The organism is Streptomyces sp. APSN-46.1, assembly GCF_022815725.1.
Classification (GTDB): domain Bacteria; phylum Actinomycetota; class Actinomycetes; order Streptomycetales; family Streptomycetaceae; genus Streptomyces.
The window spans coordinates 759,182-774,353 of record NZ_JALGRF010000002.1 but is presented as its reverse complement, the minus strand read 5'-3'; the positions used below and the strand labels follow the sequence as shown (position 1 = coordinate 774,353).

Annotated in this window: 17 protein-coding genes and 1 riboswitch; of the genes, 8 read left to right on the top strand and 9 right to left on the bottom strand. The window is 72.0% G+C overall.

Annotated features, from left to right (window positions below; genetic code table 11):
• Positions 1–135 precede the first annotated feature (135 nt).
• The gene (gene glyA / locus MTF65_RS10110) at positions 136–1,404 is read right to left on the bottom strand and encodes a serine hydroxymethyltransferase (protein WP_243628214.1); all 1,269 of its coding nucleotides are present in this window, start codon (positions 1,402–1,404) and stop codon (positions 136–138) included.
• Between the two features lie 34 nt (positions 1,405–1,438).
• Positions 1,439–1,529: riboswitch (ZMP/ZTP riboswitch) on the bottom strand.
• 109 nt (positions 1,530–1,638) lie between these two features.
• Here glyA and rocD point away from each other — a divergent pair.
• Positions 1,639–2,844, top strand: coding sequence for an ornithine--oxo-acid transaminase (gene rocD, locus MTF65_RS10105; protein WP_243628211.1), 1,206 nt, complete (start codon positions 1,639–1,641; stop codon positions 2,842–2,844).
• A 16-nt stretch (positions 2,845–2,860) separates the two neighbouring features.
• On the opposite strand, the gene MTF65_RS10100 is transcribed toward rocD, so the two are convergent.
• The 3 genes from MTF65_RS10100 to MTF65_RS10090 form a co-directional block, all read right to left on the bottom strand.
• On the bottom strand, positions 2,861–4,054 hold the full coding sequence (locus MTF65_RS10100) for a glutathionylspermidine synthase family protein (protein ID WP_243628209.1): 1,194 nt from the start codon (positions 4,052–4,054) through the stop codon (positions 2,861–2,863).
• 6 nt (positions 4,055–4,060) lie between these two features.
• Positions 4,061–4,366: a hypothetical protein gene (locus tag MTF65_RS10095; RefSeq protein ID WP_243628208.1), complete on the bottom strand. Its 306-nt coding sequence runs from the start codon at positions 4,364–4,366 to the stop codon at positions 4,061–4,063.
• Between the two features lie 746 nt (positions 4,367–5,112).
• Positions 5,113–5,778, bottom strand: a complete 666-nt coding sequence (locus MTF65_RS10090) for a VIT family protein (protein ID WP_243628205.1) — start codon at positions 5,776–5,778, stop codon at positions 5,113–5,115.
• Positions 5,779–5,911: 133 nt separating this feature from the next.
• Here MTF65_RS10090 and MTF65_RS10085 point away from each other — a divergent pair, with 133 nt between their 5' ends.
• Positions 5,912–7,003: a PP2C family protein-serine/threonine phosphatase gene (locus MTF65_RS10085; RefSeq protein ID WP_243628204.1), complete on the top strand. Its 1,092-nt coding sequence runs from the start codon at positions 5,912–5,914 to the stop codon at positions 7,001–7,003.
• 119 nt (positions 7,004–7,122) lie between these two features.
• On the opposite strand, the gene MTF65_RS10080 is transcribed toward MTF65_RS10085, so the two are convergent.
• Positions 7,123–7,377: a hypothetical protein gene (locus MTF65_RS10080; protein ID WP_243628202.1), complete on the bottom strand. Its 255-nt coding sequence runs from the start codon at positions 7,375–7,377 to the stop codon at positions 7,123–7,125.
• Positions 7,378–7,510: 133 nt separating this feature from the next.
• On the opposite strand from MTF65_RS10080, the gene MTF65_RS10075 reads away from it, so the two are divergent.
• Positions 7,511–7,882: an ArsC/Spx/MgsR family protein gene (locus tag MTF65_RS10075; protein ID WP_243628200.1), complete on the top strand. Its 372-nt coding sequence runs from the start codon at positions 7,511–7,513 to the stop codon at positions 7,880–7,882.
• A gap of 107 nt (positions 7,883–7,989) precedes the next feature.
• Here the strand turns inward: MTF65_RS10075 and MTF65_RS10070 are convergent, their stop codons facing one another.
• Positions 7,990–8,832, bottom strand: a complete 843-nt coding sequence (locus MTF65_RS10070) for an alpha/beta fold hydrolase (protein ID WP_243628199.1) — start codon at positions 8,830–8,832, stop codon at positions 7,990–7,992.
• Between the two features lie 64 nt (positions 8,833–8,896).
• Here MTF65_RS10070 and MTF65_RS10065 point away from each other — a divergent pair, with 64 nt between their 5' ends.
• A complete protein-coding gene (locus tag MTF65_RS10065) occupies positions 8,897–9,346 on the top strand; it encodes a MarR family transcriptional regulator (RefSeq protein WP_243628198.1) in 450 nt (149 codons plus the stop codon).
• Here the strand turns inward: MTF65_RS10065 and MTF65_RS10060 are convergent.
• The gene (locus MTF65_RS10060) at positions 9,336–9,833 is read right to left on the bottom strand and encodes an ATP-binding protein (protein ID WP_374207194.1); all 498 of its coding nucleotides are present in this window, start codon (positions 9,831–9,833) and stop codon (positions 9,336–9,338) included. The genes MTF65_RS10065 and MTF65_RS10060 overlap by 11 nt on opposite strands.
• A 195-nt stretch (positions 9,834–10,028) precedes the next feature.
• Here MTF65_RS10060 and MTF65_RS10055 point away from each other — a divergent pair, with 195 nt between their 5' ends.
• The 3 genes from MTF65_RS10055 (at position 10,029) to MTF65_RS10045 (ending at position 12,271) form a co-directional block, all read left to right on the top strand.
• Positions 10,029–10,838 (top strand): helix-turn-helix transcriptional regulator, encoded by an 810-nt coding sequence (locus tag MTF65_RS10055; protein WP_243628197.1) that lies wholly within the window; start codon positions 10,029–10,031, stop codon positions 10,836–10,838.
• Positions 10,835–11,035 carry a DUF397 domain-containing protein gene (locus MTF65_RS10050; RefSeq protein ID WP_243628195.1) on the top strand — a complete coding sequence of 67 codons (201 nt, stop codon included), beginning with the start codon at positions 10,835–10,837 and terminating at the stop codon, positions 11,033–11,035. Before MTF65_RS10055 ends, MTF65_RS10050 begins: the two co-directional genes overlap by 4 nt.
• A gap of 675 nt (positions 11,036–11,710) precedes the next feature.
• Positions 11,711–12,271, top strand: coding sequence for a hypothetical protein (locus MTF65_RS10045; RefSeq protein ID WP_243628193.1), 561 nt, complete (start codon positions 11,711–11,713; stop codon positions 12,269–12,271).
• Between the two features lie 449 nt (positions 12,272–12,720).
• Here the strand turns inward: MTF65_RS10045 and MTF65_RS10040 are convergent, their stop codons facing one another.
• Positions 12,721–13,389: a hypothetical protein gene (locus MTF65_RS10040; RefSeq protein WP_243628192.1), complete on the bottom strand. Its 669-nt coding sequence runs from the start codon at positions 13,387–13,389 to the stop codon at positions 12,721–12,723.
• A gap of 266 nt (positions 13,390–13,655) precedes the next feature.
• Between MTF65_RS10040 and MTF65_RS10035 the strand changes: the two genes are divergently transcribed.
• Positions 13,656–14,177 (top strand): hypothetical protein, encoded by a 522-nt coding sequence (locus MTF65_RS10035; protein ID WP_243628191.1) that lies wholly within the window; start codon positions 13,656–13,658, stop codon positions 14,175–14,177.
• A 55-nt stretch (positions 14,178–14,232) separates the two neighbouring features.
• Here the strand turns inward: MTF65_RS10035 and MTF65_RS10030 are convergent, their stop codons facing one another.
• Positions 14,233–15,153, bottom strand: a complete 921-nt coding sequence (locus MTF65_RS10030; RefSeq protein WP_243628645.1) for a Gfo/Idh/MocA family protein — start codon at positions 15,151–15,153, stop codon at positions 14,233–14,235.
• Between the last annotated feature and the right edge of the window lie 19 nt (positions 15,154–15,172).

The window sequence follows — 15,172 nt, the reverse complement described above, 5'->3', positions numbered from 1 at the left end:
GCGTTCGCGCCTGCCGCTGGCGGGCTGGTTGCCGCGCAGCGGCACATCCAGCCTCGCCCGCGGCAAAATCCAGCCCCGCCGGCGTTTGAGGCGCGGGGGTCCGGGGGCAGAGCCCCCGGCAGCCGGGCCGCGGGGTCAGGACAGCGGGAGGCCCGGGGCCGGGAAGGCCGACAGGAGGTCCGCGACCTCGCTCCGGATCGCGGCCAGGGCCGGCTCGTCCGACTTCGCCGCCGCGTCAACGGCCCGGGAGATCCAGTCCGCCACCACCGGCATGTGGTCCACCCCGAGCCCACGGGAAGTGAGCGACGGCGTCCCGATCCGCACCCCCGAGGGATCGAACGGCTTGCGCGGGTCGAACGGGACCGTGTTGTAGTTCACCACGATCCCCGCCCGGTCCAGCGCCTTGGCCGCGATCTTCCCCGGAACCCCCCGCGAGGTCAGGTCCATCAGGATCAGGTGGTTGTCCGTACCGCCCGAGACCAGGTCGAACCCCCGTTCCAGCAGCGACGCGGCCAGCGCCCCGGCGTTGGCCACCACCGCGTGGGCGTACGTCACGAACGCCGGCTGCGCCGCCTCGTGCAGCGCCACCGCGATGCCGGCCGTCGTCTGGTTGTGCGGGCCGCCCTGGAGCCCCGGGAAGACCGCCTTGTCGATGGCCTTCGCGTGCTCCTCCCGGCACATCAGCATCGCGCCGCGCGGACCCCGCAGGGTCTTGTGGGTGGTGGTCGAGACGACGTCCACGTGCGGCACCGGCGAGGGGTGGGCCCCGCCCGCGATCAGGCCGGCGATGTGCGCCACGTCCGCCACCAGGATCGAGCCCGCCTCCCGCGCGATGGACGCGAAGGCCGCGAAGTCGATGGTCCGCGGCAGCGCGGTCCCACCGCAGAAGATGATCTTCGGGCGCTCGGCCAGCGCGAGCTCGCGCACCGCGTCGTAGTCGATCAGGCCGGTCTCGGCGGAGACGCCGTACTGCACGCCCCGGAACCACGAGCCCGTCGCGGAGACGCCCCACCCGTGGGTGAGGTGCCCGCCCATCGGCAGCGCCATGCCCATCACCGTGTCCCCAGGCTTCGCGAACGCCAGGTACACCGCCAGGTTCGCCGGCGAGCCGGAGTACGGCTGCACGTTCGCGTGGTCCACCCCGAACAGGCCCTTCGCCCGCTCGACGGCCAGCGCCTCGACGCGGTCGATGTTCTGCTGGCCCTCGTAGTAGCGGCGGCCCGGGTAGCCCTCGCTGTACTTGTTCTGGAGCACCGTGCCGGAGGCTTCGAGCACCGCCGCGGACACGTAGTTCTCGCTCGGGATCAGGCGCAGGGTCTCGGCCTGCAGGGATTCCTCCGCCGCGACGAACGACGCGAGCTCGGGGTCGGTCGCGGACAGGGCGGGATGGCGGCGCGCGGACATGGCGGGCTCCTCCGGGGTCGATGTGATCGGTACCCCGCGAGGCCCAGGCGAGCGGCCCTGTGTGCGGTCGTGCGCGCACGACTCCCCCGGAGTTGGTTCTCCGTACGCCAGTCGCCGTGCGTACCGCCCACCTTAGCGGGCGCGCCACGAGAAAGGTTTCTCCCCTCGCATTACGAGCGAGGATGGACAGTGACGCCACCCTCGTCACAGGCCTGACGGACGATCGGAGACCCCGTGTCGACAACTGCTGATGCCATCCGCTCCGCCGACGCGCACGCCGCGCACACCTATCACCCGCTGCCCGTCGTCGTCGCGTCGGCGGACGGCGCGTGGATGACCGACGTGGAGGGACGGCGCTATCTGGACATGCTCGCCGGGTACTCGGCGCTCAACTTCGGGCACGGAAACCGTCGCCTGATCGAAGCCGCCAAGGACCAGCTGGAGCGGGTCACCCTCACCTCCCGCGCCTTCTACCACGACCGCTTCGCCGACTTCTGCGCCCAGCTCGCCGCGCTGTGCGGCAAGGAGATGGTGCTGCCGATGAACACGGGCGCGGAGGCCGTGGAGACGGCGGTGAAGACCGCGCGGAAGTGGGGCTACGAGGTCAAGGGCGTCCCGGACGGCCAGGCCAAGATCGTGGTCGCGGCCAACAACTTCCACGGCCGGACGACGACCATCGTGTCCTTCTCGACCGACCACGAGGCCCGCGACCACTACGGCCCGTACACCCCCGGCTTCGAGATCGTCCCGTACGGCGACCTGACCGCGCTCAACGCCGCCGTCACCGCCAACACCGTCGCCGTGCTGCTGGAGCCGATCCAGGGCGAGGCCGGGGTGCTCGTACCGCCCGCCGGATATCTGCGGGGCGTACGGGAACTGACGAGCCGGCGGAACGTTCTCTTCATGGCGGACGAGATCCAGTCGGGGCTGGGCCGGACGGGCAAGACCTTCGCGTGCGAGCACGAGGGGGTCGTGCCGGACGTGTACATCCTGGGCAAGGCGCTCGGCGGCGGGGTCGTGCCCGTCTCGGCCGTGGTCGCCGACCGGGATGTGCTCGGCGTGTTCAAGCCCGGCGAGCACGGGTCCACCTTCGGCGGCAACCCGCTGGCCTGCGCGGTCGCCCTGGAAGTGATCGCGATGCTGCGTTCCGGCGAGTACCAGCAGCACGCCGCCGAACTCGGCGACCACCTGCACCGGGAGCTCAACCTGCTGGTCGGCGGCGGCGCGGTGACCGCCGTACGCGGCCGCGGGCTGTGGGCGGGCGTGGACATCGAGCCGTCGCACGGCACGGGCCGGGAGATCTCCGAGAAGATGATGGAGCTCGGGGTGCTGGTGAAGGACACCCACGGGTCCACCATCCGGATCGCCCCGCCGCTGGTGATCAGCAAGGAGGACCTGGACTGGGGCCTGGACCAGCTGCGTTCCGTACTAGCCGTCTGATCGGATCGTCAGGCAATCAAAGGATGACGTGGGGCAGGAAGCGGGCGTACTCGTCCGTGACCGGCCCCGCCGATTCCCGGATGCCGAGCCCCGCCGCCTCCTCCTCGACCACCCACGCGCCGAGCACCACGCGGTTCCCGTCGAAGTCGGGCAGCGGCGCCAGGCCCTGGAAGACGTACGTCTCGCCCTCGACGGGGACGAACTCCTCGCCGCCCCCGCCCGCCTCGTGGAGCGTCACCCCGGCGCCCTCGCGGCCCAGCAGCGGCTTGGCGGCGTAGCCGGTGGTGTCCGCGAGCTCGCGCGGGCCGTCGAGGTAGGCGGGCAGCAGGTTCGGGTGCTCGGGGAAGAGCTCCCACAGGATGGCCAGCAGCGCCTTGTTGGAGAGCAGCATCTTCCACAGCGGCTCGATCCAGAGGGTCGTGCCGGAGCCGCCGCCGTGGTCGTACGTGCCGAGGACCTGGGGGCCGAACTCGTCCGAGGCCAGCCACTCCCACGGGTAGAGCTTGAAGATGCCGCGTATGAAGCGGAGCTTGTCGTCCACGAACCGGCCCGACAGGCCGTCCCAGCCGATCTGTTCGACGGAGAGCGCGTGGGTCTCCAGACCGGCCTGGTCGGCGGTCTCCTGGAGGTAGGCGACCGTCATCAGGTCCTCGCCGAGCTCGTCGGTCTCGGAGTGCGCGAAGTGCAGCGGGCCGGGCGGCAGCAGCTCGGCCTGGCGACGCCAGGCGTCGACGAGCCGCTCGTGGAGGGAGTTCCACTGGTCGGCGCCGGGGAAACGGTCCTCCATCCAGAACCACTGGGGGCTCGCCGCCTCCACCAGGGAGGTGGGGGTGTCGGCGTTGTACTCCAGCATCTTGGCCGGGCCGGTGCCGTCGTAGCGCAGGTCGAAGCGGCCGTACAGGGAGGGCTGTTCGGCGCGGCGCCGCCAGGACTCGGCGATCAGCGCGGCGAGCCGCGGGTCGGTGATGCCGAGGTCCGCGAAGCGGTCCCGCTCCACGATGTGCGCGGCTGCGGCGAGGCACATGGCGTGCAGCTCCTCGACGACCCCCTCCAGCGCCTCGACCTCCGGGAGCGAGAAGGAGTAGTACGCGCTCTCGTCCCAGTACGGGCGCAGGGAGTCGTCGGGGTACCGGGTCAGGGGGTAGATCAGCCCCTGCTCCTCGACGGTCTGCTGCCAGTTCGGGCGGGGCTCGATGGTGTGCCGCTTCATCAGGGGTCAGCCGCCGGAGGAGCCGGAGTTGGTGTGTCCGCCGATGCCGCCGCGGGTGACGGCGGACTTGTCGAAGCTGCCGCCGCTGACCTTGCCGCTCCGGACGGTGCCGCCGTAGTAGTACGAGCCGTGGCCGCCGCTCTTGCACTCCTTGGAGTTCAGGTGGTCCAGCGTGGCGCGGGAGGCGCAGCGCTTGTCGGGCTCGCCGCTGCTGCCGCACGCCACGAGGGTGGCGGCGAGCAGGCCCATGCCGCCGAGCGCGACGGCGCCGGAGCGCATACGGCGTTGGGTGGTGCGGCTGGTCGTATCCATGTGTGGCTCCCCCTCGTGGCGGCGTACTAGCGGACAGAGTAGAGCGGCACCTCGGACCGACGGAATCCGGCCGCCGTCTCCAGACCCGCTTCGCTCCGCTTGGGACGATTTGCCCGCCCGATGCGGCACCCCTCCCGCGGCCAGCCCCAGACCCCGCGCCTCAATCGCCGGCGGGGCTGAAGTGTGCCGGTGCGGCACCCCTCCCGGGGCCACCCCCGGACCCCGCGCCTCAAACGCCGGCGAGGCTGAAGTGTGCCGAGTGCGGCGCCGCTGCCGGGGACCAGCCCCCGGACCCCCGCGCCTCAAACGCCGGCGAGGCTGAGGATGGCCGTCCGGGGGCTGAATGTTGCCGGGGCTGACTTTGCCGGGGACGGGGACGGGGTGGGGTGTTGGCCGGGACGTAAAACGTGATTTGTGGCGCTCACTGCCGCCGCACGGCGAAGGATCCCGCCAAGGCGCCAAAAATCATGCAGTCCCGGCCAACACCCCACCCCGTCCCCGGCCCCGCCCCACCCCCGCCCGGCCAGGGCAACGGCCCCGGGCCGCCCGGCCCGGCCAGGTCACCGGCACCGGCACCGGCACCGGCACCGGCACCACCCGTACCGCCCGGCCAGGGCAGCGGCCCCCGCACCGCCCGGCCAGGGCACCGGCACCGGCCTCCACCCGTACCGCCCCGCCCGGCCAGGGCCCCGGCCCCGCGCCGCCCGCGGCAGCGGCCCCCGTACCGCCCGGCCAGGGCACCGGCGTCAGACCGTGCCCAGCCACGTCCCCACCGCGTACGTGACCGCCATCGCCAGCGCGCCGCCCGCCACGTTGCGCAGCACCGCCCGCCCCGCCGGCGCGCCGCCCAGCCGGGCGCTGATCACGCCGCACAGCGTGAGCGCCGCCAGCACCGCCGCCACCGTCACCGGCACCCGCTCGGACGCCCCCGGCAGGACGATCGCCAGCAGCGGCAGCAGCGCCCCGACCGTGAAGGCGATCAGGCTCGCGAACGCCGCGTGCCACGGGTTCGCCAGCTCGTCGGGGTTGATCCCCAGCTCCACCCGCGCGTGCGCCCGCAACGCGTCCCGCTCCGTCAGCTGCACGGCGGCCTCCCGCGCCAGCTCCCGGCTCAGGCCGCGCGCCCGAAGCAGCTCGGTCAGTTCCGCCAGCTCCGCTTCCGGATCCTCCGCGAGCTCCTGGGCTTCCGTCTCGATCGCGGCCCGCTCCGAGTCCCGCTGGCTGCTCACCGAGACGTACTCCCCCGCCGCCATGGACAGCGCCCCCGCCAGCAGCCCGGCCACCCCCGCCGCCAGGATCGACGCGCGGGAGGTCGTGGCCCCGGCCACGCCCACCACCAGGCCGGCGGTGGAGATGATCCCGTCGTTGGCCCCGAGCACCCCCGCGCGCAGCCAGTTCAGCCGGGTGCTCATCTCGCCGCTCTGTGGATGGGGCTCGTGCGATGTCCGCGGTGCAGGTGTGTCCGTCACGCCACCACTGTCGTGGCCTACGGCCTACGGGGCCACCCGGCGTGCGCGCCCCGGATCCCGGCACCAGGGTGGAGGGGTGAGACGCGTACGCGCGGAGCCGGGCTGGCTGCGCGGGGAGCCGCCGCCGCGCTGGGCCCGGATCGCGCCGGCGGTGGCCATGGTGCTGCTCTGTCTCGCCCAGTGGCTCACCCCCGACGACGTCGAGGTCGGCTACTTCCTGGCCGGGATCCCGCCCGTCGCCGCGTTCGCGTACGGGGCGAGCGGCACGGCGGTGTTCGCGACGATCGTCCTGTTCCTCCTCGGGGTTCCGCAGCTCGGCGTCGCGCACACCCGCGGCACGGACCTGGCGACGGTGGCCGTGGTCGGGCTGCTCAGCGTGGTGATCGCCTGGGTGCGCCGGCGCCGGGACGCCCAGCTGGTCAGCGTCCGCACGGCGGCCGAGGCGGCCCAGCTGGCGGTGCTGCCGCCGGTACCGGACGCGGTGGGTCCGGTGCGCTGCGCCGGGCTCTACCGGGCGGCCCAGCGCGGCACCCTGGTCGGCGGCGACCTGTACGACGTACGGGCCGGGCCGTACGGGGTACGGGCGGTGGTCGGAGACGTCCAGGGCCACGGCCTGGCGGCGGTCGGCACGGTGGCGGCGCTGCTCGGCGCGTTCCGCGAGGCGGTGCTGGACGACGCGGAGCTGCCGGCGGTGGCGGCCCGGCTGGACCGGCGGCTGCTGGCGGACGCGGAGGCCGGCGGGGTGGAGCACCCCGAGCTGTTCGCGACGGCGGTGCTGCTGGAGTTCCCGCCCGGGCGGGACCTCGTACGGGTCGTGTCGTGCGGACATCCGCCGGTCCTGCTGCTGCGCGGCCACGGCGTCTCGGAAGTGGTCGCGGAACCCGGCCCCCCGCTCGGCCTGGGTCTCTCCGGGCCGGACCTGCCGCCGGCGACGGAGCTCCCGCTGCTGCCGGGCGACCGGCTGCTCGCGCACACGGACGGCGTCACCGAGGCCCGGGACGCGGCGGGGCACTTCTACCCGCTGTCCGTGCGGGTACCGGTGCTGGCGACCGACCCGGCGGGCCTGGCCATGGCAGTGTGGCGCGACCTGGCGGCCTTCACGGACGGCGGCCCGCGCGACGACGTGGCCTTGCTGGTGCTGTCCGTCCCTGGTTCCCCGGCACCCTGAGGGCTTCCTTCGGGGCGGGGGCCCGGGGCTCTCGCCGAGCAGGGCGTCCGAGGTCCCGGGTCCCGGGTCCGGGGACCTGTAACGCCCTGCTCGACGCGTTCATCCCCGCGCCGGGATGCTCAGCTTCCGTCGCGGATGAAGGACCGCACCATCTTGCAGGTGAGGTTGGACGGCCGGTGGATCCCGACTCGGACGGCCATCGTCCGGATCTTCCGGTTGGTGGCGCGCTGGACGTCGTACGTCCCCGTGTCGAGCAGGGATATCGCCAACCGCATCGCCTTCAGACGGCGGTTGTGGCTCTCGTACCACTCGCGGGGCAGCCCCGCCGGCAGCGGCTTCTTCTTCGGCATCTCAATGATCGCGGCAGCGGCCATCTACAGCCTCCCAAACGGTAGTTGGCTTCCTGTCGTTCTCCCTCGATTTTACCGGCGACCACTGACAAACACCCCTGGCCAGACGGGCTCGCGACCCCTCTGACCCCCCTTGTCTCCGACTACCCTTGGCGCCATGGAGATCTGGATCAACCCCGCCTGTTCGAAGTGCCGCAGCGCGCTGACCCTGCTGGACGCGGAGGGCGCCGACTACACGGTGCGCCGCTACCTGGAGGACGTACCGTCCGAGGCCGAGATCACCGAGGTGCTGGGCCGCCTCGGGCTGGAGCCGTGGGACATCACCCGCACCTCGGACCCACTGGCCAAGGAGACCGGCGTACGGGAACTGCCGCGCGAGCGGACCGAGGAGGCGCGGGCGCGCTGGATCGCGCACCTGGCCGCGCACCCGAAGCTGATCCAGCGCCCGATCATCACCGCCGAGGACGGCACCGCCGTGGTCGGCCGCTCCGAGGAGGCCGTCCGCGAGGCCCTGTCCCGCAAGGGTTAGCCCTGGGTCAGCCCGGCGCGTCAGCGCTGCGCGGCGGGGAGGTAGAACTCCGGCGCGATGTTGTCCGGATCCTGCCCCCGGGAACCGCGGCCCGGCCGCACGCGGTATCAGCCGGCCAGTCGCCGGGCCATCTCCTCGGCCGCGACCAAGGGCAGCGCGTGGTGCGAAACGCCGGGGAGTACGTCGATCCGCGCGCCCGGCAGCGCCTGGCGAGCGGCCCGCGCCACCCGGGCGGAGTCATGGCAGCGGGCGTCGGCGGCGAACAGCACCCGCACGGGGAGCTTCCCGAGCCCGGCCGGATCGGGGCGCGGCCCGCCGACCGGCCGGACGGTGGGGAAGGCGGCCGTCTCGTCCTGGAGCCGCAGCCAGACCGGGTCGAGCGCGGCCCCGCCGGTCTCCCACGCGAGGAAGGAGCGGATCCGCGCGGGCGTCGGCCGCAGCAGCATGGGCACGGCCCGCAGCACGTACTCGGGCCGGAGCCCCGCGAACACCCGGGTCGGGTCGAGCAGTACGAGGCGGGCGAGCCGCCCGGGGCGCCGGGCGGCGTAATGGGCGGCGTAATGGGCGGCGATCCAGGCCCCGTACGAATGCCCGCCGAGGGCCACGGGCCGCCCGGCGCCGAGCCCGTCGAGCCCGTCGAGCACCGCGTCCAGCCACCCCACCAGGTCCCCGACGGCCCGGATCGGCCTCCCGGCGGCCGGCACGCTGAGCCCGGGATCCCCGACCAGGTCCACGGCATGCACCCGGTACGCCCCGGCGGCGGCGAACGCGCCCCACACCGTGGAGGTGGCCCCACCGCCGGGCAGCAGCACCAGGGGCGGGGCGTCGGCGGGACCGCAGCTGTTGACGCGGGTGAGGCCGTAGGAGGTGGGGAGTTCGACGGCCTCGACGGGGCCGGGCCACCGGGCGAGCATCTCGTCGTAGGCGGTGCGGAAGGACGTCCGGGACATGGCTGGCTCCAATGCCTCGCTGGGCGATAATCTCGCTCAGCGAGGAATATTAGACGGAGGCGATGTGGACGACAACGATGTGAAGGACAACCTGGATCTGGTGCATCTACTGCGGGCCGTGACGGTCGAATTCGGCCTCCGTCAGGCGGAGTTCGCGACCCGCAACCACATGCACCCCACCGATGTGCGGGCCCTGATCTGCCTCCTGGACGCGGCCCGCGCCGACGAGCCGGTGACGGCGGGCCTGCTGGGCACCCGGCTCGGCCTCAACTCGGCGGGGACCACGGCGGTGATCGACCGTCTGGAACGGCTGGGCCACATCGCGCGCTTCCGCGACGCCCGCGACCGCCGCCGCGTACTGCTGCGGGTCGAGCCGGAGGCGGTCCGGCTGGGCCAGGAGTTCTTCGGCCCCATGCTGGACGGCGTCCTCCAGGCCCTGGCCCCTCTTTCCCCCGCCGAACGGGCCACGATCCGCCGCTTCCTGACGGTGGCCCGCGAGGCCTTCACCCCCTGAGGGCGCACTCGGCCCACACGGTCTTCCCGACCACCCGGTCGGCGACCCCCCAGGCGGCGGCGACCGCCTCGACCATCCGCAACCCGTACCCACCCTCCCGGCGACATGGCCGCCGATCCCGCCGCCCGTCGGCCACCTCGACGCGCAGCACTCCGTCCAGCCGGATCACCCGCACCTCGAAGTCCCGCCCGGGAACCCTCCCGTGCGTCACGGCGTTGGCGGCGAGCTCGGCGATGACGAGCCCGACGTCGTCGGAGACGCCGCTGCCGTGCGGGATGCCCCAGGCGTGCAACTGGACGAGCGCCAGATGCCGGGCGAGCCGCACGCCCCGCGCGGTGGCACTGAACCGCTGGACGAAGACGAGCTCCCGCAGCGCCGCATCGAGCCCGCACACCAGCCCGGCCACGGCCCCGTCGAGCTGCGGCAGGACTTCGGCCAGCCACTCGGTATCGCTGGCCTCATCGGCCGCTCGTACCGGTTCATGCATGACATGCCACCATTCGTTCGAGTGCTCAATCACCTTGCGTGAGGCCAGAGTTACGCAGGCAGAGCTACGATCGAAAGCGCTCGGGTGACCGACCTGCGCTTTGGCCGTAGTGGCATATTCCGACCTGCCTGACCTGCGGGAACGCACCGGGTCCGGTCGTGACCAACCGCATGGGAACGTGGGAAGGGGGCGTCCGTGGATTCGGACCCACGCCGCCAATTCGCCGAGGAACTCAAGAGCGCCCGGGAGCTGTACCCGGAACGTCGCCTGACCCAGACGGACCTGGCCCGCCTGGCGCGCACGTCGAAGAGCACGATCAGCCGATTGGAGTCGGGGAAGGGGCCGATTCCACCGGAGCTGCCGGCCGTGCTGGATCAGCTCTTCAAGACTGACGGCCTCTTCAAGCGGCTACACGAGGAAACCCTGGCCCAGAGCTTTCCCGCGATTCATCGGCGCCGCATGAAACTGGAGCGGGAATCGATTGCCGTCTGGGAGTGGTCACAGAACGTCGTACCTGGGCTGTTGCAGACCAGTGATTACGCCCGCGCAATCCTCAAGAAGGGTGACACCCGCGCCAGCGAGGCCGAGATCACGAACCTTCTACGCGCCCGGCTCGCGCGGCAAGACATCCTCCGGAGTGCCACCCCTCCGGAACTGCGCGTGGTGCTGTGCGAGTCCGTACTCCATCGCCACTTGGGCCATCGCGACGTGATGAGAGGTCAGCTCGCCGCGCTCCTCACTCACATGGAACAGCCCACTACAGGCATTCGCGTGCTCCCTCTCGACGCGGAGGGACACTTGCTGCTTGCGGGGTCGGTGAGCTTCCTCACCGCCCCGAACCACGTGACCGCGGTTTGCGTGGAGGCGTACCGTACTACTGGAATCGTCGAAGAGCCCGAACACGTGCGCGCAGCCCAGCGCGCCTTCGAGGACCTGATGGGCGAGGCCCTCTCCGCACGACGCAGCGCGGACCTCATCAGAGATCAGATGGAGCGACTGACGTGAACATCTACCCCCCGCTGGGGCAGGACCAGTGGGTCAAGTCCAGCTACAGCGGTCCCGACGGCGGCAACTGCGTCGAGGTCGCTGACTGTACGGACACCATCCGCGTCCGGGACTCCAAAGTGACGGGCGGTCCCGAGCTGGCGGTGGCTCCCACGGCGTGGGGCACATTCCTGGGCGGGATCATGACGGCCGGCTGACGCTGGACGGCGTCAGAGAAGGTACGGGGGTTTCCCGTCAGTCTCACTGTCCTTCCGTGTCGGTCCGGTCCCTCAAGGGCGCTCCTCCTCGTTCCTCGTCGTCGCGTCGCTTCGCGATGGCCTTCGGCCACCCTTGACCGACCGGCCCGCCCCGGAAAGACAAAGACTGCCGGGAAACCCCCGAAGGAACGGTCAGGGGGAAGGGTTCCCACCGATCGGGAGCAGAGCGCCTGAACGGAAGCCCGGCCGCCCGGCAACGCCGCCCTTCGGGCGGAACCACCCCGGAACCTGCCCCGAACAGCGTCCAGAACAGCCAGAGCAGCGGTAAGGCGCGTCAGATCGCTACACGCTCCTCACGGCTTGGCGTCCGGCGGCCGTTTGTAGCCGGACATAAGCCGCCACCGATCGCTACGCGCTCCTCGCCGATGGCGACTGCGGGCCATCTGCAGCTGGACATAGGCCGCCCACGGCCGATGGGCGTCTCCAGCGGCGCGCCTGCGGCCTGTTTGTCCCATCTTGAGGCCCCTCTGGGGGCTATGACGCCTGGTGCCGGAGCGAGAGGTTGACGAGTCCGGCAGCCGACTCCCCCTCGCCTGCCCGGGGCCCTAGAGGCAGGCGAGTGATGGGCGGAGGCAGTGGTTCCGTTTTCTGGCGCGCGATGTATTGTCCTGCACCATGTCTCGCATCACCATCCGTGCCATAGGTCTCGCCACAGCGCTCATCGGCGTGCTCATAGGCGTGTATGGGACCCAGACCTTCGCCACTGCGGTGGGCCTGGCCGGTACGGGAGGAGCCCTGACCGTCACCGGCTGCCGGGTGGACGTCTCCTACAGCGACCGTGACCGCGAAGACGACGACCGGCACGAGACCCGACGGTGCTGGGGAGAATTCAGCGCCGCCAACGGCTCGGACTTCGACCCGCAGCACGAGCTCGTCAGCGACGAGGCACAGCCGGGTGACCGCGTGGAGGTCCGGGACAACGGCACCATCTACATGGAACCGAATGCCGCGTCGGCGACAGGGGGCGCCGCCATCATCTTCATCGGTCTCGGCATGCTGGTGCTCGGAGGGCTGATCCTCATCACCGGGCGCCGCCCCTCTGCCGGGGCGATGGAGCAGAGCCAGCGCTTCAATGCCGCGGTCCGCGCCCTCCCGTTCGGCCGGACCGCGTTCTGGACCTTCCTCGGGTCCTTTGCCGCAGGCCTGCTCAGCTTCGGCCTCGCCGAACTCCTCTGAACAGACGCGCGCTCACCGATCCCGTCCGCGGGAATGCGCCCAGCCACAGACGGGCCGCTGACGCCCTCGGCGAGGAGCGCGTAGCGATCGGTGGCGGCTTGTGCCCAGCCACAGACGGCCGGCGGACGCTATGCCGGCAGAAGCATGTAGCGATCTGACGCGCCTTACCGATTCCTCAGGTGTTCTGGACGCTGTCTGGTGCAGGTTCCGGCGTCTTTTTCGCCCGAAGGGCGCGGATGCCGGGCAGCCGGGCGTCCGCCCAGGAGGTTGGCCCCCGCTCAGTGGGAACCCTTCCCCCAGACCGTTCCTTTGGGGGTTTCCCGGCACCGTCCAATCCCGCTCCACCAGCACCCCGCACCCGGAAACCCCGCCCCACCCGTCGAAGCCCGCCCCGTCAACCCGGCACCCCCAGGCCGTACCGCTGAGGGAGGGGGGAGGGGCGGCCGGGATCAGTGTGCGTTCTGCCCGAAGGTCTGGTTGCTGACGTTGGTGGCGTCTGGGCTGTGGATGTTGTTGTTGATGCTGATGTTGTTGAACAACGGAATCAGGCCGCTGAGGTTGATCGGGAGGATGGACCCGCCGCCTCCGTTGCCTCCGCCGCCTCCGTTGCAGTTGGGGCCGGGGATATTGACCGTGTGGCTCGCCGAGTCACTGAGAGCGCCATCCCTTTCGGTCACGGTGGCGGTGTTGGTGACCGTGCAGGGTGTGTCGCTGGGGACGAACACGACCGCGTCGACGACGTAGCTGTCGCCAGGTTCCATCTGGGAGGAGATGCACTGGGTCGACTTCCGGTCAGGATCCTGGGGGACCACACCCTCACACCCCAACGTGTCGGTGGTGTAGCTCACGATGCGGACCTCTTGGACTGTGAGTCCGGCCGGGTAAACGTCCAGCATGCGGGTCCCGGCAGAAACAGTCGGTTCGTTACCGGTGTTGCGGACCGTGACGCGATAGGTCCCCACTCCGCCTCGGGTGAACTCGCCCACATGAGTCTTCGTGATCTCCAGCTGCGCCTGCGCGTACGCGGGGGTGGCGCCTGCGGCGAAGGGCACTGCGATGCCCAGTCCAAGGACGGTGCCGAGGGCGGCGACGCGCCGCCTCAACGTGTGGATGGCCATGGTTCCTCTCCTGTCGGGTGACTCACGGGGGACCTCCGCACACACAGGAACGCGTCGGCAAACGCCATGATCACGGGTGCGATGGCCACGCCACTCGATCGCCACACCCGGCCGGCGGGCCCCGGGCGGACCGTCACCCGTACGGCCGTGCACGGTGCCGCACCGCCGCCCCCGCCCTCCGCCTTCACCTCGCCCTCACCCCCTCAACTCGTAGGGTGGCCCGTACCCAAAAGGGATATACCGCGCCACAAAGGACAGGACACGTCGTGAACGACCAGTCGCCCGCCGCCCCCGCCTCGCCGTTCGCGCCGCCCCGGCGGGGAGCCGACTGGATGTTCGGCGGGGTGTACGGAACCGTGCTCGCCAGTGGGCTGTTGGCCGCGCTGGAACAGGAGGGCGGGGACTACACCCCGTTCTACGACGCCAGCTGGGTCCTCGTCACGGCCGCCGCGGCCGCCCTCGTGCACGGCTACTCGCACCACATGACCAGCCACCAGGCGGGCGCCGCCCACCGCTGGCACGTATTGGTGCGGGCGCTGTGGAACGAGTGGCCGGTGATCGCGGCGGCCCTTCCCACCGTGCTGCTCCTGGTCTGCGCGGGGCTCGCGGACTGGAACTCGTACGCGGTGACGGCCATCGGGCTCGGCCTGAACACCGCGCTGCTGTTCGCCTGGGGTTCCTTCGTGGCGCTCCGGGTCGGCTACCGGATCGCCTCGTCGCTGCTGATCGGCCTCGCGGACGCCACCATCGGGCTCGTCATCATCGTGGCCAACGCCCTGATCAAGTAGGCCCGCCCCTCAGCCGGAGAGCTGCGCAGCGCCCTCAGCCGGGGAGCTTCGCCCCTCAGCCGCGGAGCTGCGCCTCCGCCCCCGCCAGGATCTCGGTCAGCCGGGCCCCGAACTCCGCCCCGCGCGGATCGGGCACCCCGGTGCGGGCCGCGGCGAGCAGCGCGTCCAGGGCCCGCCCGTACGCGCCGGGTACGTCGTTCCAGCCGGGCAGCGCGAACACCCCGTCGGCCCCGCGCAGCTCCAGGCCCACCCCGGCGGCCGCGTGCGGTGCGCCCAGGCTGAGCACGGCGGTGCTGGCGGCGCCGGAGCTGTGCCGCAGGGCGAGCTGCACCAGGTCGGACGGCCCTCGGGTGGCGCTGACTTCGGTGACCTCGCCGAGCACCGGGATCAGTACGGACAGCGCGTGCGGGCCGACGTCCCACAGGCCGCCCTTGGCCTTCCGCCAGGGCGAGTCGGCGTAGGCGCTGGGCGTGCCGTCGGGTGGGAAGACGGCGCCGAGCCAGTGGGCGCCGGCCGTGAACCACCCCGTTCGCCGGGCTTGTTCCTCGACCCAGCCGGCGGTGGGCTCCGCGAAGCGGAGGGTGAGGAAGACGACGGACGCGACCCGGTGGCGGGCCACGGCCTCGGCGACGGCCCGGGCGTCGTCCACCGTCGTCGCGACGGGTTTGTCGAGCAGCACGTGGCAGCCTGCGGCGGCCGCGCGCACGGCGAGCGGGGCCTGTACGTCGGGCGGCAGGGCGAAGGCCACGACGTCACAGTCCGCGAACAGCGCGTCGGGGTCTTCGTACACCTTCACGCCGTGCGCCCGCGCCAGCTCGGCCGCGGCCTCCGGGCGCCGGCCCCACACTCCGGCGAACTCGGAGCCGATGTGCGCGACGAGGGCGGGGGCGTGCGTGCGGTGGGCCCAGGGACCGGTGCCCAGCAGGCCGACCCGGGGGCGGGCGGGAACACCGGTAGGGCTCAAATCATACGAAATGCTCACGGACTCAGTCTGC